The 19,223-nt window shown below is 59.2% G+C and carries 23 protein-coding genes; 16 read left to right on the forward strand and 7 right to left on the reverse strand.

All coding sequences use genetic code 11. From position 1 onward, the window contains the following. Window positions 1-104: 104 nt before the first annotated feature. Both rhtA and BLW70_RS25435 read left to right on the forward strand, forming a co-directional pair. Window positions 105-992, forward strand: a complete 888-nt coding sequence (gene rhtA / locus BLW70_RS25430) for a threonine/homoserine exporter RhtA (protein ID WP_074878685.1) — start codon at window positions 105-107, stop codon at window positions 990-992. Window positions 993-1,161: 169 nt separating this feature from the next. Continuing rightward, window positions 1,162-1,443 (forward strand): hypothetical protein, encoded by a 282-nt coding sequence (locus BLW70_RS25435; RefSeq protein ID WP_074878687.1) that lies wholly within the window; start codon window positions 1,162-1,164, stop codon window positions 1,441-1,443. A gap of 15 nt (window positions 1,444-1,458) precedes the next feature. On the opposite strand, the gene BLW70_RS25440 is transcribed toward BLW70_RS25435, so the two are convergent. Continuing rightward, the gene (locus BLW70_RS25440) at window positions 1,459-2,019 is read right to left on the reverse strand and encodes a TetR/AcrR family transcriptional regulator (RefSeq protein WP_074878689.1); all 561 of its coding nucleotides are present in this window, start codon (window positions 2,017-2,019) and stop codon (window positions 1,459-1,461) included. Between the two features lie 92 nt (window positions 2,020-2,111). Between BLW70_RS25440 and BLW70_RS25445 the strand changes: the two genes are divergently transcribed. Then, the gene (locus tag BLW70_RS25445) at window positions 2,112-2,840 is read left to right on the forward strand and encodes an SDR family oxidoreductase (protein WP_074878691.1); all 729 of its coding nucleotides are present in this window, start codon (window positions 2,112-2,114) and stop codon (window positions 2,838-2,840) included. A gap of 36 nt (window positions 2,841-2,876) precedes the next feature. Continuing rightward, the gene (locus tag BLW70_RS25450) at window positions 2,877-3,467 is read left to right on the forward strand and encodes a 2-hydroxychromene-2-carboxylate isomerase (RefSeq protein WP_074878694.1); all 591 of its coding nucleotides are present in this window, start codon (window positions 2,877-2,879) and stop codon (window positions 3,465-3,467) included. Here the strand turns inward: BLW70_RS25450 and BLW70_RS25455 are convergent. Further along, window positions 3,464-4,462, reverse strand: a complete 999-nt coding sequence (locus BLW70_RS25455) for a zinc-dependent alcohol dehydrogenase family protein (RefSeq protein WP_074878695.1) — start codon at window positions 4,460-4,462, stop codon at window positions 3,464-3,466. The two genes, BLW70_RS25450 and BLW70_RS25455, sit on opposite strands and share 4 nt — an antisense overlap. A gap of 104 nt (window positions 4,463-4,566) precedes the next feature. On the opposite strand from BLW70_RS25455, the gene BLW70_RS25460 reads away from it, so the two are divergent. Further along, window positions 4,567-5,487 (forward strand): LysR family transcriptional regulator, encoded by a 921-nt coding sequence (locus BLW70_RS25460; RefSeq protein WP_174553775.1) that lies wholly within the window; start codon window positions 4,567-4,569, stop codon window positions 5,485-5,487. Here BLW70_RS25460 and BLW70_RS25465 read toward each other — a convergent pair. From BLW70_RS25465 to BLW70_RS25480, 4 genes are all read right to left on the reverse strand, one after another. Beyond that, entirely contained in the window at window positions 5,480-7,288 is a 1,809-nt protein-coding gene (locus BLW70_RS25465) for an aminopeptidase P family protein (RefSeq protein ID WP_074878700.1), read from the reverse strand. The two genes, BLW70_RS25460 and BLW70_RS25465, sit on opposite strands and share 8 nt — an antisense overlap. A gap of 65 nt (window positions 7,289-7,353) precedes the next feature. After that, the gene (locus BLW70_RS25470) at window positions 7,354-8,511 is read right to left on the reverse strand and encodes a cysteine desulfurase family protein (protein ID WP_074878702.1); all 1,158 of its coding nucleotides are present in this window, start codon (window positions 8,509-8,511) and stop codon (window positions 7,354-7,356) included. Between the two features lie 203 nt (window positions 8,512-8,714). Then, window positions 8,715-9,329, reverse strand: a complete 615-nt coding sequence (locus tag BLW70_RS25475) for a LysE family translocator (RefSeq protein ID WP_074878704.1) — start codon at window positions 9,327-9,329, stop codon at window positions 8,715-8,717. Window positions 9,330-9,428: 99 nt separating this feature from the next. Next, window positions 9,429-9,698, reverse strand: a complete 270-nt coding sequence (locus BLW70_RS25480) for a hypothetical protein (protein ID WP_074878705.1) — start codon at window positions 9,696-9,698, stop codon at window positions 9,429-9,431. 280 nt (window positions 9,699-9,978) lie between these two features. Between BLW70_RS25480 and BLW70_RS25485 the strand changes: the two genes are divergently transcribed. Next, window positions 9,979-11,082, forward strand: a complete 1,104-nt coding sequence (locus BLW70_RS25485) for a sigma-54 interaction domain-containing protein (RefSeq protein WP_074878707.1) — start codon at window positions 9,979-9,981, stop codon at window positions 11,080-11,082. Here the strand turns inward: BLW70_RS25485 and BLW70_RS25490 are convergent. Beyond that, entirely contained in the window at window positions 11,079-11,444 is a 366-nt protein-coding gene (locus tag BLW70_RS25490; protein WP_074878709.1) for an antibiotic biosynthesis monooxygenase, read from the reverse strand. The genes BLW70_RS25485 and BLW70_RS25490 overlap by 4 nt on opposite strands. A gap of 95 nt (window positions 11,445-11,539) precedes the next feature. On the opposite strand from BLW70_RS25490, the gene soxR reads away from it, so the two are divergent. From soxR to BLW70_RS25545, 10 genes are all read left to right on the forward strand, one after another. Beyond that, a complete protein-coding gene (gene soxR, locus BLW70_RS25495) occupies window positions 11,540-11,989 on the forward strand; it encodes a redox-sensitive transcriptional activator SoxR (RefSeq protein WP_074878711.1) in 450 nt (149 codons plus the stop codon). A 172-nt stretch (window positions 11,990-12,161) separates the two neighbouring features. Next, window positions 12,162-12,620 (forward strand): VOC family protein, encoded by a 459-nt coding sequence (locus BLW70_RS25500; protein ID WP_074878713.1) that lies wholly within the window; start codon window positions 12,162-12,164, stop codon window positions 12,618-12,620. Between the two features lie 309 nt (window positions 12,621-12,929). Then, window positions 12,930-14,129, forward strand: coding sequence for a PepSY-associated TM helix domain-containing protein (locus BLW70_RS25510; RefSeq protein WP_074880821.1), 1,200 nt, complete (start codon window positions 12,930-12,932; stop codon window positions 14,127-14,129). Then, entirely contained in the window at window positions 14,126-14,668 is a 543-nt protein-coding gene (locus BLW70_RS25515; protein ID WP_074878721.1) for a thiamine pyrophosphate-binding protein, read from the forward strand. The genes BLW70_RS25510 and BLW70_RS25515 overlap by 4 nt, the downstream gene beginning before the upstream one ends. Next, a complete protein-coding gene (locus BLW70_RS25520; RefSeq protein WP_074878723.1) occupies window positions 14,665-14,994 on the forward strand; it encodes a hypothetical protein in 330 nt (109 codons plus the stop codon). Before BLW70_RS25515 ends, BLW70_RS25520 begins: the two co-directional genes overlap by 4 nt. Further along, a complete protein-coding gene (locus BLW70_RS25525) occupies window positions 14,991-15,563 on the forward strand; it encodes a DUF6162 family protein (protein WP_074878725.1) in 573 nt (190 codons plus the stop codon). Before BLW70_RS25520 ends, BLW70_RS25525 begins: the two co-directional genes overlap by 4 nt. A 35-nt stretch (window positions 15,564-15,598) precedes the next feature. Continuing rightward, window positions 15,599-16,525: a metal ABC transporter substrate-binding protein gene (locus BLW70_RS25530; RefSeq protein WP_074878726.1), complete on the forward strand. Its 927-nt coding sequence runs from the start codon at window positions 15,599-15,601 to the stop codon at window positions 16,523-16,525. After that, on the forward strand, window positions 16,522-17,403 hold the full coding sequence (locus tag BLW70_RS25535) for a metal ABC transporter ATP-binding protein (protein ID WP_074878728.1): 882 nt from the start codon (window positions 16,522-16,524) through the stop codon (window positions 17,401-17,403). The genes BLW70_RS25530 and BLW70_RS25535 overlap by 4 nt, the downstream gene beginning before the upstream one ends. Then, window positions 17,400-18,299, forward strand: coding sequence for a metal ABC transporter permease (locus BLW70_RS25540; protein WP_003226663.1), 900 nt, complete (start codon window positions 17,400-17,402; stop codon window positions 18,297-18,299). The genes BLW70_RS25535 and BLW70_RS25540 overlap by 4 nt, the downstream gene beginning before the upstream one ends. Continuing rightward, window positions 18,300-19,211 carry a metal ABC transporter substrate-binding protein gene (locus BLW70_RS25545; protein ID WP_074878730.1) on the forward strand — a complete coding sequence of 304 codons (912 nt, stop codon included), beginning with the start codon at window positions 18,300-18,302 and terminating at the stop codon, window positions 19,209-19,211. Window positions 19,212-19,223 lie beyond the last annotated feature (12 nt).

The raw sequence follows: 19,223 nt of genomic DNA on the forward strand, positions 1-19,223 counted from the left end.
TAAGGACGGCCAAAATCACAGCTTATATATAGACGCGCCCGCCATGAATGCGCAGTATATTGCCCAATACCACTCTCGTTTCCTACTTCGGACAATGCCACGCCATGAATGACCAACCTCGCAGCCTTGCCTCGACTCTGTTTTCGGTTGGCCTGCTATTGATAGCCATGGCATCAATCCAGTCAGGAGCCTCCCTGGCTAAAAGCATGTTCCCCATTATCGGCGCGCAAGGAACCACCACACTGAGGCTGATCTTCGCCAGCGTGATCATGATGCTGATACTGCGCCCCTGGCGAGCGAAGTTCACCGCGAAATCCTTGCGCACCGTCATCGTCTACGGAATGGCGTTGGGCGGCATGAACTTCCTCTTCTATATGTCATTGCAAACCGTCCCCCTCGGTATCGCGGTTGCGCTGGAATTCACCGGTCCACTGGCGGTAGCCATCTACGCCTCACGTCGCGCGATCGACTTTTTGTGGATCGCCCTGGCAGCCGTCGGCTTGCTACTGTTAATACCTATGGGAGAAACAACCGCGGGGATTGATCTGGTAGGCGCCGGTTATGCATTGGGCGCAGGTGTCTGCTGGGCGCTGTACATTCTGTTCGGCCAAAAGGCCGGTGCCGACAATGGCGTGCAGACCGCGGCACTGGGGGTGATGATTGCGGCACTTTTTGTAGCCCCTATCGGCATCGTTCATGCTGGTGCCGCACTACTCACTCCCTCACTGATCCCAGTGGCCATCGCTGTCGCCATTCTATCTACCGCAGTGCCCTACACGCTGGAGATGGTCGCCCTCACCCGCATCCCTACCCGGACATTCGGTACATTGATGAGCATTGAACCTGCGATCGGCGCGCTGTCAGGCCTGTTGTTTCTGCAGGAGTACCTTTCATTGTCACAATGGATGGCCATCATCTGCATCATTCTGGCCTCCATAGGCGCGACCATGACGATGGGGAGTGCAGCCAAGCCTGCTGTCACTGCAGATTGAGCCAGGATTTGACGAGGGTCTGGTATTTGTCGCGCAATTAGGCCATGTTTAGACCCATAACCCAGTGTCAGACATGGATTTTTTCAGATAGGGATATCAGAACGCTTCAAGCGAAAGCGAATGCAGCCAGACCCGGGCGCAAAGATCCGGGAACGCTATAAGGACAGTAATGAAACGAATTTTGGTATTGATCGCCGTACTTGCGGTTGCGGGCTGCGCGGCGACATCGAAAACCCAGGTAAAACACGGCAAGAGAGGGCTGCATATCAACTGTTCCGGGCTGTCATCATCCTGGGACAAGTGCTACACCAGCGCCGCCAACTCGTGCGCTCCAAAAGGTTACAAGGTCATCGCCAAGTCAGGGGACACTGTGGAAGAACCAGGCGATTACCCGTTCGGCCTCAACCCTGCCGGCTATACCAGCCGCAGCATGATCGTCATCTGCAAATAGATCGATGCCGCCTTGTCAGGTTCGTGGACCTGCGATCTGGCGGCCAATCTCATCGTAGCTGGATTTCAGGACCGCACGCTGAATGTCCGGCGTGGCCAGCATTCGAGCAATAACCAACGCACCGATACATTGCGACAGAATCGCCCAGGCCAGGCTGTCGCTTTCCAGAACTTGTGCCCAACTCTTCTGAAGCCGACAAATCCAGTTCTCCGCTTGTTGACGAATTATCACGTCTGAACGTGCAATCTCGGCCCCTAATGCCGGCAAAGCACAACCCGATTCCGGATGCTCGACATGGGCCATGCTCAGGTAGTGTTTCAGGCAGCGCTGGAACTTCTCAGGATTCAGGTCTGCCCCTAACCGCTCCAGGCTTTGAGACAGTTCACGCTCGACGATTGAAGCGAACAGCTCATCCTTTGACGAAAAGTGACTGTAGAAAGCCCCGCCACTCAAGCCGATCGCCTTCATCAAACCATCGACGCCTACCGTTGAAAAACCCGACTTCTTGGCCGACACCGCACTGCTTTCAAGTAGTTTCTCTTTGGTTTCCAGTTTGTGATTGGCCGAGTAACGCATTGCCTTGCCCTCAGGATTGATCGCCTTGACGCTTGCCGGATCGTAGCATAACGTTCGTTTAGTTAACGATCGTTTAGCAAAGGGATCTACCCATGAATAACAAGAAGGTCGTACTGGTTGTCGGTGCAGGGGATGCCACTGGCGGCGCAATTGCAAAGCGCTTTGCGCAGGAAGGATTTGTGGCGTGTGTCACCCGCCGCAGCGCGGACAAACTCCAGCCGCTGGTGGACGCCATCAAGGCCGATGGAGGTGAAGCCCACGGGTTTGCCTGCGATGCGCGCAAGGAAGAGGACGTGATTGCGTTGGTTGAGCAGATCGAAAGCCAGATCGGCCCAATCGAAGCGTTCGTCTTCAACATCGGCGCCAATGTGCCTTGCAGCATTCTCGAAGAAACCGCGCGCAAATATTTCAAGATCTGGGAAATGGCCTGTTTCTCAGGATTCCTCAACGCTCGTGAAGTGGCCAAGCGCATGGCCAAGCGTCAACGCGGGACTATTTTGTTCACCGGTGCTACCGCCGGCCTGCGTGGGGCCTCAGGATTTGCGGCGTTCGCCGGCGCCAAGCACGGGATTCGTGCCTTGGCGCAAAGCATGGCGCGTGAACTGGGGCCGATGAACATTCACGTCGCCCATGTTGTAGTCGACGGTGCCATCGATACCGATTTTATCCGCGAGAGCTTCCCCGAAAAGTACGCGACCAAGGACCAGGACGGCATTCTCAATCCAGAGCACCTTGCCGAGAACTACTGGTATCTCCACAGCCAGCCCCGTGATGCATGGACCTTCGAGCTGGACCTGCGCCCCTGGAGCGAACGCTGGTAAGCCCTCCCCCACAATAATAAACAGAGCGCATCGACCATGAGCAAAACCGTGGAGTTCTACTTCGACCTCGGCAGCCCCGCCACCTACCTGGCCTATACCCAGCTACCGAAGATCTGTGAGCAGACCGACAGCCAGTTGATCTACATACCCATCTTGCTGGGCGGCGTCTTCAAAGCCACAGGTAACGCCTCCCCCGCGGCTATCCCCGCCAAGGGTCGCTACATGTTTCAAGATCTGGACCGCTACGCCAAGCGCTATGGCGTGGCACTGAAGTTCAATCCCCACTTTCCTATCAACACCCTGATGCTGATGCGCGCCGTCACCGGCATGCAATTGCGCCATCCTGAACGCTTTCAGGCATTCATCGATTGCCTGTTTCACGCCCTCTGGGTTGAAGGCCGCAGCCTCGATGATCTGGCGACCGTCGCGTCAGTACTGACACAGAACGGTTTCGATCCAAATGAAGTCCTGGCCCTGACCGCCGACGAGGAAGTCAAAGCCACTCTCAAGGACAACACAGAGAAAGCAGTGCAACGGGGTGTATTTGGTGCCCCGAGCATGTTTGTCGATAATCAGCTGTTCTTCGGTCAGGATCGCCTGGACTTCGTCGTTGAAGCCCTGAGTTAGATCTCGACAACCAACCGCCCCTGCGCAGCTCCCGAAACGAGCAGCTCATGGGCGGCCTCGGCGGTTTGCAGCGTGAACTGCCGAGGGTCGAGCAAAGGTCTCAACTGACCCGTCTCGATCAACCGCGCAGCCTCCCTAAGTATCTCCCCGTGATGCTCACGCCCCTTGCCAGTCAGCAACGGCAACAAGGTAAACACTCCAGAATAAGTCGCCCCACGAAACGAGAGCGGCGCCACACTGTGCTGCCCCCATCCGAGACAACTCACGACATGCCCCTCGTAGACCCGAGCAGCCTTGAATGAAGCGTCCAGCGTCTCACCCCCCACCGTGTCGTAGACAATGTCGAAGCCCTCCCCCGCCGTGTGCTCAGCCACATACTCCTCAACCGAAGATTTTCGATAATCAATAAACGTCGCACCGAACCCTTCGATGATCGCCTGCTTCCCGGCCGACCCGGTGGCAAATACGTCAGCACCGAAAGCCCGGGCAATTTGTATAGCCACATGCCCGACACCGCCCGCACCGCCGTGAATCAGCACCTTCTGACCCGCCCGCACCCGCGCACGATCCACCAACCCTTCCCACGCCGTAATCAGTACCAACGGCAACCCAGCCGCCTCGCGCATGCTCAGATTGCCTGGCTTGCGTGCCAGCAGCCGTGCATCGACGGCGGCGTATTCAGCCAGTGAACCCTGCGCACCGCCAATACCGGTGGCCATTGCATAGACCTCATCCCCCGGCAGCCATTCACTGACACCCTCCCCCAATGCCGCCACTGTTCCCGCGAGATCAATACCCAATACGGCCGGCAATGACTGACGCGCATGAGCAGCCTGACCCGAGCGAATCTTTCCATCCAAAGGGTTCACCCCACTGGCCTTGATCCTGACCAATACCTGACCGGCCTCAGGCACAGGCCGTGGAACGGAAGCCAAGCGTAAAGGCCCGTTGGCCGAGTCAACAATCAGAGCGCGCATTTCAAGTGAGTCAGTCATTTCGCAATTTCCCGTCAGAGGTGGCTGTGGGATAAATCCTCCTCCCGTTCACTCATGCCGATAAGACGCTATATAGCTATAGTGACCATGCCCATTTGGCATCAATGAGAAACCCCGTGGACAAACTCAATGCAATGGCGATCTTCGTTCGCGTTGTCGAACGTGGCAGCTTTTCTGCCGTCGCCCGGGAATTGCAGACCAGCCAGCCGACCATCAGCAAAGTGCTGCGAGCACTGGAAACTGAGCTGGGTGGAAAGTTGATTTCTCGTAGCACACGACAACTATCCCTGACCGACGAAGGTCAGCGGTACTACAGCGAATGTCGACATATCCTGGCGGCCGTAGACGCCGCAGAACACAGCTTTCACTCCGGCCGCGAAGCTGTCGCCGGCAACCTGAAAGTCGGATCGTCCGTGAGTTTCGGGCGTTTACAGATTGCTCCGCGACTGCCGGCATTCCTCAAAAAACATCCTCAAGTGCAGATTGATCTGCAACTGAGCGATCAAAATCAGGACCTGGTCAGTGAAGGGCTGGACGTCACGTTCAGGATCGGCGAGTTGAACGACAGCGGATTGATTGCCCGCCGCATCGGCACCACCCACCGAGTAACTGTCGCAGCGCCCGAGTACCTTGCGCAGCACGGCCAGCCGCAAACGCCCGAAGAATTACGCGGACACAACTGCCTGCTGTTCAACCTGCTGAACAGTCAGAACCTGTGGGTTTACGAGAGAGAGAGACAACGTCACGAAGTGCGAATCAAGGGCAACGCACAAAGCAACAACTCCGAGGCGATCCGCGAGATGGTACTGGGGGGATTGGGGATTTCGCTGTCGCCGGTCTGGCTGTTCAGCGAGGACTTGAAGGCAGGACGCGTGACCGCGATTTTGCTGGAATACAGCGCCCAGTCGCTGCCGATTCATGCCGTGTCCCCGGCGAATCGTCGCCAATCCGCCAGGGTCAAAGCCTTCGTCGACTACATGAGCCAGGCGCTCGAAGAAGCGCCTGAACTCCAACCGATCAAATAGCCGCAGTCCGGGTGTTCAACCACTCAAGGGCTGCGCCGTCGAGCAACGGGCTCAAGCGCTGGCGCACCTCGGCGTGGTAGGCGTTGAACCATTGTTTTTCGTCGTCAGTCAGCAGCGACGGTTCCAGGCAACGAGTGTCGATCGGGCACAAGGTCAGGGTTTCGAATTTCAGGAACTCACCGAATTCGCTTTTACCTGCCTCGCGGTTCAACACCAGGTTCTCGATCCGCACACCCCAGCGGCCCGGACGGTAAGTGCCCGGTTCGATGGACGTAATCATGCCAGGCTGCATAGCCGTTTGCGGTGCCGCAGCGGCCTGATAGGCGATGACCTGCGGGCCTTCATGCACGTTGAGGAAGTAGCCAACGCCGTGACCGGTGCCGTGACCGTAATCAACGCTTTCAGCCCAGATCGGCGCGCGGGCAATCGAATCGAGCAACGGCGAGAGAATGCCACGAGGGAATTGCGCACGGGACAACGCAATCACGCCTTTGAGCACCCGCGTGCAATCGCGCTTCTGCTCATCGGTCGGCGTACCGACCGGCACCATCCGCGTGATGTCAGTGGTGCCGCCCAAATACTGGCCGCCGGAATCGATCAACAACAGACCGTCGCCTTCGATCACCGCGTGTTCTTCTTCGGTGGCGTGGTAGTGCGGCATTGCGCCATTGGCGTTGAACGCGGCAATGGTGTTGAAGCTCAGCGATACATAGCCCGGACGTCGGGTACGCGCCGCCGTCAGGTGTTCGTCGATGGTCAGTTCGGTGATGCGCTCACGGCCCAACGCGGTGTCCAGCCAGGTGAAGAATTCACACAGCGCCGCGCCGTCCTGCTCCATGGCCTGACGAATGTGCTCGGCATCGGCCAGGCTTTTCTGTGACTTGGCCAACGTCGTCGGGTTCAGGCCTTCGATCAGCTTCACGCCGCTGTCCAGGTTATCCAGCAAGCCGGCGGTAACGCGCGCCGGATCGACTTGCAGGCTCGCCCCGCTCGGCACAGCGCGCAGGGCGTCGGCCACTTCGCTGTAATCGCGCAGGGTCACGCCGTCCTGTTCGAGGGTTGCGCGCAGCTTGGTATCGACCTTGCTCAGAGCCACGAACAGGGTGGCCTGCTCTTGGCTGATCAACGCGAAAGAAACAAACACTGGGTTGAACGACACGTCACCGCCGCGCAAGTTGAACAGCCAAGCGATGTCATCAAGGGTGGCAATGAAATGCCAGTCGGCACCGCGATCGTTCAAAACCTCACGCAGCTTCGCCAGTTTCTCGCCGCGGCTGACCGTCGCCTGAGGCGGCAGGTGTTGATAGATCGGTTCATTTGGCAGCGTCGGACGGTCGCTCCAGACTTCGTTCAGAACATCGATATCAGTGCGCAAACGTGCGCCGCGCTCTTCGAGCTTGCTACCCAACGTACGCGCCGAAGCCACGGCCATCACCGCGCCATCTACCGCGACGACGCCGCCTTCAGGGGTTTGCTCGGCCAGCCAGTCCAGCGGGCCGGGTTGACCCGGTTGCAGCTTGACCAGTTCGATGCCGCTGCCCTTGAGTTCCTTGGTCGCTTGCTCCCAATAACGACTGTCGGCCCAGACGCCTGCAAAGTCCGGCGTAACGATCAGCGTGCCGACCGAGCCATGGAAGCCCGACAGCCATTGCCGTCCTTGCCAGTAACCCGGCAGATATTCCGACAGGTGCGGGTCGGCCGACGGCACCAACAGAGCGTGAATGCCCTCCCGGCTCATCAGTTCGCGGGTTTGCGCCAGGCGTTGAGGCACCGATCCATTGATCGAAGGCTGCGTACTCATCATGTCTCCTGCTAATCACTTCATCATTATTGTTGAGTGTCGATCAACGCCGACACTTTCAGACCTTATTGCCAAAATGCCGGAGCACTGGCGCAGGCCGCTTTAATCAGCTGTACCGCTTGGTCGATGTCTTGCTCGGTGGTGAACCGGCCGAGACTCAAGCGAATGGTGCGACTCGCCGAGCGGGCGTCATGCCCCAGGGCCAGCAGCACATGGGAAGGCGCATTACTGGCGGAGTTGCAGGCCGAGGTCGCGGAGAACGCGATCGAGGTGCTCAACGCCGCAGAATTGAACTCGCCTTCGCTGAAGGTCAGGCTCAAGGTATGAGGGATGCGCTGGGTCGGACTGCCATTGAGGCGTACCCCGGGAATGCTCAGCAATTGCTCAAGCAAGCGTTCACGCAACCGCACGATCGTGGCTTTCTCTTCATCGAACGAAGCGGCCGCCAAGGCGAACGCCACACCCATGGCCGCAATCTGATGAGTCGCCAGGGTGCCGGAACGCAAACCGCCCTCGTGACCACCGCCATGAATCTGCGCCTGCAAACGCTGCTGCGCGCGTGGCCCGACGTACAACGCGCCGATGCCTTTGGGGCCGTAAATCTTGTGGGCGGAAAATGACATCAGATCCACTGGCAACCGGGCCAGGTCAATCAGCACTTTGCCTGCACCTTGAGCCGCGTCGACATGGAACAACGCATCGCGAGCACGCACGACTTCGCCGATGGCCGAGATGTCGTTGACCGTGCCCAACTCGTTGTTGACCAGCATCAACGACACCAGAAAGGTGTCTTCGCGCATTGCTTCGCTGACCGCTTGCGGGGTTATCAAACCCTCGGCGTCAGGCACCAGATAAGTCACCGCAACACCGCCGTCCTGCAACTGCTTTGCCGTGTCGAGAATCGCTTTGTGTTCGATCTGGCTGGTGATGATGTGGCCGCCAGAAACACCGCGGGCCTGGGCCACGCCCTTGAGGGCAAGGTTGTTCGATTCGGTGGCGCCGGAGGTCCAGACGATCTGGTCCGGCTGGGCGCCGACCAGTTCGGCGACCTGCTGCCGCGCCTGCTCGACCGATTGTCGGGCCTGTTGACCGAACGCATGGGAGCTGGACGCTGGATTGCCGAAGTTGCCGGTAAAACCCAGACACTCGACCATGACCTTGATGACTCGTTCATCCACCGGCGTGGTGGCGGCGTAGTCGAAATACAGAGGACGCTTATTCATAGAAGACTCGCAGAGCATGTTCCGGGATCAGGAGGCTCGTCACTGAAACGCCAAACGCAGCCTCGTGAGCTGCGCCGTTCGTTCAGAGCGTTAGAAATACCTGATCGGAGGCCGTTAAAGAAGAACAACTTCATTTAAAAGTGCGTAGGAACGCTCCTGAAGGCGAGCTTAACAGGCATCGGGCAAGCGGTTGAAGCAATGCGTCAGCTAAAGCTTTCGACCAACAACGGATACAGCGAAGCCACCAGCAGCAAGGCCATGCCCCAGTTGAACAGCCGCAACCAGCGGCGATCCTTCAGCACGTTGCGCAACAACGTGCCGCAGCCGGCCCAGACACTGACGCTCGGCAGGTTGATCAAGGCGAACACCGCTGCAATCACGATCACGTTGGTGAAATAACCCTGCATGGGCGTGTAGGTGCTGATTGCGCCGATGGCCATGATCCAGGCCTTGGGATTGACCCACTGGAACGCCGCTGCGCCCAAATAGCTGATCGGTTTGCTCTCGCCCTTTTCATTCTCGGAAACCGGTCCCGAATGGGCGATTTTCCACGCCAGATACAGCAAATACGCCGCGCCGACGTAACGCAGCACGCTGTAGAGCAAAGGATAGGTTTGAAACACTGCGCCCAAGCCAAACCCCACCGCCACGACGAGCACGAAGAAGCCGCAGGTGATGCCAAGCATGTGAGGGATGGTGCGGTTGAAACCGAAGTTCACACCCGATGCCAACAACATCGTGTTGTTCGGGCCGGGAGTGATCGAGGTGACAAGCGCAAACAGGGCAAAGCCCAATAGCAGATCGAGTGAGAGCGTCATGGTGGCAGTCCATTGGGTCAGTCAGGTACTGACCCTATCGCAGGCCTTCAGGGAAACCCATGGACAGTTGCGTAAAACTTCAAGCGGTACAGTTTTCGCTCAGCTAGGACGACCGTGAAGCTGTACAGCACGTTCAGCGTTCATCTCGCCTTGTTTGTCGAAACTGAACGACTTTTGCGGTTGGCCGAGCAGCTCGGCTTTTTTCGCATGGTATTCGTCGAACGACAAACCGCGACGATTCAACGCCTCAAGTGCCAACTCTCTGGTTTCTTCTGCGGTGTACGGCCGTAATTCCGGGGAAACATGGCTGGCACATCCAGTGAGCACGGAGACCGCAAGCAGCAAGAAAGCAGCGATTGGAGGTTTCATTGTGAGTGTCCTGACATCTGGGTTCGAGGCAATGAACACAGGCTACGCCGGGCATCCGATCTGCAGAAATCAACGCTCTCGATAGTGGCTATCGACTTTGGCTAACGCCGCTGAGGCAGAACGTTTTATATCTCCAAATGATCTATTAATATTAATTTAATGTCTTTTACGGAATAAAGCTGGACCTTTATAAACCTGTCATCGCTTCAGACACTCCATGAACCATGTCCCTGCCGATCCCGACTTTCTATTCATAGCCTTCTATTCATGGAGCCTGCCCATGCAACTGCTGACCTTACCGCCCTCGCCCGCCCTGGCCACCTCGATCCGCGCCACGGCGCAGGTGTTCGAAGACCCCAGATCCCAGGCTTTGCTCGCCCATATTCGACAAGTCGCGCCCAGTGAAGCCAGCGTGCTGATCATCGGTGAAACCGGCACCGGCAAGGAGCTGGTGGCACGGCATGTCCACAACCTCAGCGCCCGGCGCAACCGGCCATTTGTGGCGGTGAACTGCGGCGCGTTTTCCGAATCCCTGGTGGAGGCCGAGTTGTTCGGCCATGAAAAAGGTGCCTTTACCGGTGCGCTGAGCGCCAAGGCCGGCTGGTTCGAGGAGGCTGATGGCGGCACGTTGTTCCTTGATGAAATCGGCGATTTGCCGATCGCGATCCAGGTTAAGTTATTGCGGGTCTTGCAGGAGCGCGAAGTGGTGCGCCTGGGTTCGCGCAAGAGCATTCCCATCAATGTGCGTGTGCTGGCGGCGACCAACGTGCAACTGGAGAAAGCCATCAACGCCGGGCATTTCCGTGAGGATTTGTACTACCGCCTCGACGTCGTCAGCTTGGAATTAAGCCCCCTGCGCGACCGCCCCGGCGACATCCTGCCGCTGACACGGCATTTCATCGAAGCCTACAGCCAGCGCCTCGGCTACGGCACCATCACCATTAGCAAGGAGGCCGAACTGAAACTGCGCGGCTACGGCTGGCCGGGCAATATTCGCGAATTGGAAAATGTCATTCATCACACACTGTTGATCTGCCGTAACGGCGTGATCGAACGCGACGACCTGCGCCTGTCGAACCTACGCATCGAGCGTCAGGACGATTACCACAGCACCATCGATGACTCAGCGGAAGCCCAGCTCGACCGGGCTTTTCAAAAGCTCTTCGAAGAACAAGCCGGAGCGCTGCACGAGAAAGTCGAAGACGCGTTGCTGCGAGCCGCCTATCGCTTCAGCCATTACAACCAGGTACACACCGCCGCGCTGCTGGGCTTGAGCCGCAACGTAACCCGCACGCGACTGATCAAGATCGGCGAACTGGCGGTGAACAAGCGCCGCCCCACGGAAAATCTCCAGGGCGAGCGTGTCATGCAGCTGTCGATCTAACCCACGAGATTGCAGTGAAGGGCGTTGTCGTGGCTGCGTTCCAGGCTATGCAGGACCTGGAACGAGCCAAAGGTCACAGTTTTCGCCTGATGGGTGCGAATCAGTTGCCAGAAATCCTGCTCGCCGCTTTCAAAGCTCTGGAACGCGGCCTCTCCCGCCTCGCGTGTTTGCCATTGCAGGTAGTTGAGCACTCGTCGGCCATCATCGCTGGCCTGGATGCTGGCACTCAGAAATCCTGTGAAGTCCTGGGCCAGACGTTCGGTCTGTTTCGACAGTGCCGATACCAACGCGGGCTGTTGATGGGGTTCGATCTCGAATTCGATCAATTGGGTGAAGCTGCGATTTTTCTCTGACGCTTGCATGAAGAGTCCCCACTGACGTGTAAGCCGGATCTTGCGATCCGAAGGCCTGCAGGGTAAAACCTCGAGTTAACTTGAGGTCAAGGGGCATTTTTCAAATGATCACCTCGGAAAATCTGCACAAGGAACTCACCGTCGGCCAAGTGGCTGCGCGCAGCGGCGTCGCGGTCACGGCGCTGCACTTTTATGAGTCCAAGGGTTTGATCAAAAGCAATCGCAACCAGGGCAACCAGCGACGTTATCCACGGGAAGTGCTGCGGCGGGTGGCATTGATCAAAGTAGCCCAGCGATTGGGGATTCCGCTGGCGGAGATTGGCGAGGCGCTCAAGTCCCTGCCGGATAACCGAGCACCGACGGCGGCGGACTGGAAGGTGTTGTCGGCGCAGTGGAGTCGGGATCTGGATGAGCGGATCAATCAACTGACCTTGCTGCGGGACAAGCTCAATGGCTGCATTGGTTGTGGTTGTCTGTCGATGGAGGCATGTCCGCTGCGCAACTTTGGCGATGTGCTGGGGGAACGCGGGCCAGGGGCGCAGCTCCTTGGTTGATGGCTGAACAGTGCTGATGCAGCCGCGGGCGGTGATCTTTTTTGTGAACTTGGTAAATGCTGGGGATCAAAATCAAGACATCGCCATTTTTGGCAGCGCCTACACTTGATGATCCTGCTGAAAAGCGGCGAAGTGAAATCTTCCATCTACAAAAAAATCAGGGAGAACGATCATGAGTGTCAAACCTATTCCCGAGGGTTATCACAGCATTACCCCCTATCTGGGCATTCAAAAAGCGGCGGAAGCCATCGAGTTCTACAAGAAAGCCTTTGGCGCCACCGAAGTCATGCGCCTGTCCATGCCCGATGGCGGCATCGGCCACGCCGAACTGCGCATCGGCGATTGCCCGATCATGCTTGGCACGCCGTGCGATCAGGGGCCGCTGAGCAATCCCGACACGTCGCCGTCCGTGGGGCTGCATCTGTATGTGAACGATGTAGACAAGTCCTACAAACAGGCGATTGCGGCTGGCGGCATCGTGGTGTCCGAGGTCAAGGATCAGTTTTATGGTGACCGCTCGGGGACCTTGAAGGATCCCTATGGGCATCTGTGGTTTCTGGCCACGCGCAAGGAAGATCTGACTCAGGAGCAGATTGAGCAGCGGGCGCAGGAGATGTTCAAGCAGGGTTGAGCCAATGATCGCTCCCACGCTCTGCGTGGTAATGCCTCAATGGACGCTCCGCGTCCGCTTCTGGGACGCGGAGCGTCCCGGGCTGCATTCCCACGCAGAGCGTGGGAACGATCGTGGATCACTCGCCTACAGCCAAACGATATCGCGAAACATTATCTTTCATCTCCCCCTTCAGGATTTCCGACGCTCATCCGTCTTATCTAGATGCAGTCGGCCCGCGTAGGCAAAAGCCACAGCCCGGCCTTTCATGGACCTCATCGCTGGGAAGCCCTCAGCGACGGCCCGCTCATCGAAACAAGACCTTTAATCATGTCGAAGAAATCCCGTTCAAAACTCTGGTTTCTGGTCCATAGCTGGCTGGCATTGCCGATCTGGTTTTTCGTACTGATCGTCTGCGTGACCGGCACCCTGGCGGTGGTTAGCCAGGAAATCGTCTGGCTGGCCAACCCGCAGATGCGCGCCAGCCAACCCTCGGACAATGCGCCTCTGCTCAGCTATGACCAGATCATTGCTGCGATCAAAAAGGCTGAGCCCAATACTCTGGTTGAGGCCATCAGCCGACCCGATGAATCGCACTTTGCCCTCGACGTGGACGTCAGCTACCCCGACGGTCGCTCGGTGACGGTTTACGTCAATCCCTATAGCGGCGTCATTCAGGGCACGGCGCCGCAGTTCAATTTCAAGGCGTTTACCCGTGCGCTGCATGGCTGGTGGCTGGTGCCGTTCACCAACGGTTATAGCTGGGGCTGGTACCTGGTGTCGTTTCTCAGCCTGCCATTGCTGGCTTCGTTGGTCACCGGGCTGGTGGTCTACAAGCGCTTCTGGAAAGGCTTCTTGCGACCGACGTTGCGCATTCGTCACGGTGCCCGGATTTTCTGGGGCGACTTTCACCGCCTCAGCGGCATCTGGTCGATCTGGTTCATCGCGGTGATTTCCATCACCAGCACCTGGTTCCTGATTCAGGCGTTCATGTTCGACAATCAGATCTCGATCAGCACCGCGCCGGTGACGGCTGTGGTCCCGCGTGAAAGTGTCCCGCTGACGGCCGACGGTTCACCAGCGCCGATGATCAGCCTGGAAACAGCAATCCGCGAAGCCGAGGAACGTATTCCCGGCCTGGACGACAGCTTCGTCAGCCTGCCCGCCAATGCCTATAGCTACCTCTCGGTGGGTGGGCGCAGTTGGTATCCGCTGATGTTCCAGACCGCCGACATCAACCCTTACACCGGCGACATCGCCGCCGCCCGCCTGTTGTCGGATCGTTCCGGCCTGGAGCTGGTAACCGAGTCCATGCGTCCGCTGCACACCGGGGATTTCGGTGGCATCTGGATCAAGCTGATCTGGTTCTTCTTCGGCCTGATCCTGAGCATGATGGTGCTCAGCGGCTTGTTGATCTGGACCAAACGCACCGCCCTGGCCACGGCCAATGCCCTCAAGCGCAACCATAAACGCCCGCGCAGTCAGGCTGCTGCGGTTGCGAGCCATGAAGCCACGGAGGTCAGCCAATGAGTCTGTTCATCGCTGATAAACCGGGCTCGAAACTGAGCCGTTTCTGGCACAAATGGCGCTTCCACATCAACATCCTGCTGTTGCTGGTGCCGCTGGGGTTCATGCCCAAGTACTTCGCCGATGCTGCGCTGTTTCGCGGTGACACCGGCCTGGGCGAGCGGGAAATCGGCGAGGTTCAGGTGGGGCCCTGGAGCCTGCGCCTGGCCGAGTTGCGCAACGACGCCCCGACCCTCGATGGTCCGGCCGGCTACATGAAGAGCTTCAACGCGGCGTTGTGCGACAGCTGCCGCGATCAGGTCAAGGCGACGTACCTGCGCATTGGCAAACCGCGCAGCCTGCGCGCCGCCGGGGTGATTTTCTTCGGCACGCCGTATCGCATGGGCGCGATGTTGCCGATCCCCGAGAAGACCAAAACCGACGCCGAACTGTGGATCACCATGGAAGGCTGGGATGGCGCCATGCACCAGGCCTCCATCCCCCTGAGCCAGGCATCCCCGGCCACCCTCGCCTGGCTGAATCAACAAGGAGGCAAACCATGATTAACGCTTTACGTCCGTTGAGCGCCGCGCTGCTGTTGCTTTGCGCCGGTTTCAGCGCCAGCGCTCTGGCCCACAACCCGATGTGCGAATGCAAAGCCATCGACGCCGAGCAGATCAAATGCACCGGCGGCTTCTCCGACGGCAGCGGCGCGCCGGGGGTGACCCTGGACGTGATCGGCTACGACGAAACCATCCTGGTGCCGGGCAAGCTCGGCGCCGATTCGACCCTGACTTTCAAGAAGCCCGGCGCCGAGTTCTATGTGCTGTTCGATGCCGGCCCTGGCCACGTCGTCGAGATCGACCAAGCGGACATCGAAGCCCCATGAGTACGCCAACCACGCAAGTCGTCCGTCCGGCCGGTGCCGGTCATGAAACCCTCTTTGTGTTGCTGTTGTGCCTGATGATCCTTGCGGTTGCCGGCTCGGTGGTCGCATGGCGCGGTGAGTCCCAGGAAGTCAGCAGCGTTGGCAGCCATCAACTGGATGCCCGTCGTGACTTGAGCGCGTCCGAGCAAGGCATCTACGCCGACCTGCGGGTGACGCTCGACGAAATTCATCTGTTACGTCAGGAGCAACAGGCGCTACCCGCCCCTGCCGCCCTCGCCGATGAGGGTTTTGCGCCGTTCGCCCAGGACGCCAGTTCGGTCAGCCGCGGCGGTCATGCCTGGCAATTGCTCGACGCCAAGGCTTACTTCGGCCAGAGCCAGGCGCCCACCGTGGCGGGTTCGTTTCTGATGCGCTTGAGCGCTGACGACGATGCGCCGGACGTCTGGCTCAACCGCGGCAACGCCCTCGCGGCCCCGACCGACCTCACCGACGCCGCGCTGGAAAGCGCCGGCTGGCAGCAGATCGTCGCGCAATTCGATGCCGGCGTGACACGCCAGCACCGGCACTGAACCCTCGCCTTCACCCGAGAGAAGACCGCTTTCCCATGCCTATTTCATCTCAACGTTGTTTCTTGCGCCTGATATTGGTCGGCTTACTGGCTTGCCTGCTGACTCCGCTGGCCAGTGCCGACGAAGCCAAGCGCCTGCGCATCGGCATCACCCTGCACCCTTACTACAGCTACGTGGCGAACATCGTCGGTGACAAGGCGGAGGTGGTACCGCTGATTCCGGCCGGTTTCAACCCGCATGCCTACGAGCCGCGCGCCGAAGACATCAAGCGCATCAGCGGGCTGGACGTGGTCGTGCTCAACGGTGTCGGTCATGACGACTTCGCCGACCGCATGATCGGCGCCAGCGAAACCCCGAAAATCCCGGTGATCGAAGCCAACGAAAACGTGCCGTTGCTGGCCGCCACCGGCACCGCCGCTCGCGGTGCCGGCAAGGTCGTAAACCCGCACACCTTCCTGTCGATCAGTGCCTCGATTGCCCAGGTCAACAACATCGCCCGGGAACTGGGCAAGCTCGACCCGGCCAACGCCAAGACCTACACCCAGAACGCCCGCGCCTACGGCAAGCGCCTGCGGCAGATGCGCGCCGATGCCCTGGCGAAACTGACCCAGGCACCGAACGCCGAACTGCGAGTAGCCACGGTTCACGCGGCTTATGACTATTTGCTGCGCGAATTCGGCCTGGAAGTGACGGCTGTGGTCGAACCGGCGCACGGCATCGAACCGAGCCCGAGCCAGCTGAAAAAGACCATCGATCAACTGCGCGAACTGGACGTGAAAGTCATCTTCTCGGAGATGGATTTCCCGTCCAGCTACGTCGACACCATCCAGCGAGAGTCCGGGGTGAAGCTGTACCCGCTGTCGCACATTTCGTATGGCGAATACACCGCCGACAAGTACGAAAAGGAAATGACCGGCAACCTCGACACGGTGGTTAGGGCGATTCAGGAGTCGGGTAAATGACCGCGAAAGAAACCATCACCGCACAAACCCCCTCCCTGACTGATCCCGAATCCCCTGTGGGAGCGGCGGTGCGACGATTCGACTTGCTCGCGAAGGCGTCCAGTCAGTCGCCATCATCCTTGAATGACACACCGCAATCGCGAGCAGGCTCACTCCTACAGGTTTCGGGACCGACGCTGGATTTTGCGCAGGTCAGTTTGACGCTGGGGCGCACGACAATCCTCGACAACGTGACCTTCCAGGTTCAGCCCGGCAGCGTGCATGCACTGGTCGGCCCCAACGGTGGCGGCAAGAGTTCGCTGATCAAGACCTTGCTTGGGCAGATGCCGCATCAGGGTCGCTTGAGCCTGCAATGGCCCGGCACACCGGGAACCATCGGTTACGTACCCCAAGCCCTGGAATTCGATCGGGGGTTGCCGATGACCGTCGATGATTTCATGGCCGCGATGTGCCAGCGGCGTCCGGCGTTCCTCGGCTTGAGCAAACACTACGCCGCCGCCATTGGCGAAGCCCTGGAACGGGTCGGCATGCAGGACAAACGCAAGCGGCGCATGGGTGCGTTGTCGGGTGGTGAACGGCAACGGGTATTGCTGGCTCAAGGATTGATTCCGGTGCCGCAATTGTTGGTTTTGGATGAACCGATGTCGGCGCTCGACGAGGCCGGCATTCAGGTGTTCGAACGGCTGCTCGGTGACTGGCGCCAGAGCGGCATCACCGTGCTGTGGATCGAGCATGATCTGGAAGCCGTGGGTCGTCTGGCGGATCGCGTCACCGGGCTCAATCGCCGGGTGCTGTTCGATGCCACGCCGAAACAGGCGCTGACCCCGGAACGTCTGCTGACCCTGTTCTCCACTCATCCACGGAGCGCTGTGCAATGAGTTATGAAGCCTTTCGTTTGATGGTCCAGGGCTGGGCCTCGTCAGGTTATCTGCCTGAGGCGCTGGCCTATGGATTCGTGGTCAACGCATTGCTCGCCGGTTTGCTGATCGGCCCGGTGCTGGGCGGTTTGGGGACGCTGGTAGTGGTCAAGCGCTTCGCGTTTTTCTCCGAAGCGGTGGGTCACGCGGCGCTGACCGGCGTAGCCATCGGCATTTTGCTGGGCGAACCCTACACCGGGCCTTACGGCAGCCTGTTCGGCTACTGCTTGTTGTTCGGCATCTTGCTGAACTACCTGCGCAACCGCACGGGTCTGGCGCCGGATACCTTGATCGGCGTGTTCCTTTCCGTGTCATTGGCGCTGGGTGCCAGTCTGCTGCTGATTCTGGCGGGCAAGATCAACGTGCACATCCTCGAAAACGTGTTGTTCGGTTCGGTGCTGACCGTCAACGGCAATGACCTGCTGGTGTTGGCCATCGTCGGTTCGCTGGTCATGGCCCTGGCCTTGCCGCTGTATAACCGCATCATGCTGGCCAGTTTCAATCCGCAACTGGCGGCGGTCCGTGGCGTGGCGGTGAAGACCCTGGATTACCTGTTTGTGATTCTGGTGACCCTGATCACCGTGGCGGCGGTGAAAGTCATCGGCGCGATTCTGGTCGGTGCCCTGCTGGTGATTCCGGCGGCAGCGGCGCGATTGCTGAGTCAGTCGCTGAAGGGCTTCTTCTGGTGTTCGGTACTGATCGCTACGGTCAGCACGCTGTGCGGGATTCTCGCGCCGATTGTCTTCGACCTGCCTATCCCGTCCGGCGCCGCGATCATCCTGGTGGCTGGTATCGCCTTCGCTCTCGCCGCCATTGCCCGTGGCGTTGTCCCCAGTCTGAAAGGGAATCTCGGATAAATGTCTTTCTCTCTGCGTCAACTGACCCTGGCCGTGGCCCTGTGCGGGCTGGTCAATACAACCTTTGCAGCTGACAGCGCCAAACCGTTGCGCGTGCTGGCGTCCTTACCGATCACTTATGGTCTGGGTGAAGTCTTGCTCAAAGGCACCGACATCAGCCTTGAACGTGCCGCGCCGGCGAACCTGCCCGGTAGCCGGCAGACCGCGTACTTCACAGGTCGTGGCGCGCCGGCGCTGGCCAAACTGGCGACCGACGCCGATGCGGTGATTGGTCTGCGTTCGCTGTGGGCGGATGATCCGCTTTACCCGATCTCCCGGCGTAGCAACATCCGCATCGTCGAGGTCGACGCCGCCCGCCCGGTGGACGGCGCCCTGCCCGGCATTGCCGTGCAGCCCGACAACAAGGTTGATGGGTTGAACAGTCAGCCGTGGTTTTCCAGCAACAACATGGGACGGATGGCGGACGTGATGGCGGCGGACCTGGTGCGTCTGGCGCCCGAGGCCAAGCCGAAGATCGAGGCCAACCTGGCGGCGCTCAAACAGCGTTTGCTCAAGTTCAGCGCCGACAGCGAAGCGCGGCTGGCCAGTACCGACAACCTCAGCGTGATGAGCCTGAGCGATCACTTTGGCTATCTGATTGGCGGCCTCAACCTGGAGCTGATCGGCCTCGATGCGCGGCCGGATACCGAGTGGACACCTGAAGCGCTCAAGCAATTGGGCGCGACACTCAAGGACAATGAGGTGGCGGTGGTGTTGCACCATCGCCAGCCGTCGGAGGCGGTGAAAGCGGTGATTGCCGAGGCAGGGAGTCGGTTGGTGGTGTTGAGTGTGGATGCGGAGGATCCGGTGGCCGAGCTGGAAGGGAATGTGGATTTGCTGATCAAGGGGTTGAGCGGCGAGCCTTCGGCCTGAGATCAAAAGATC

This window comes from Pseudomonas frederiksbergensis, assembly GCF_900105495.1.
Taxonomy (GTDB): Bacteria; Pseudomonadota; Gammaproteobacteria; order Pseudomonadales; family Pseudomonadaceae; genus Aquipseudomonas; species Aquipseudomonas frederiksbergensis.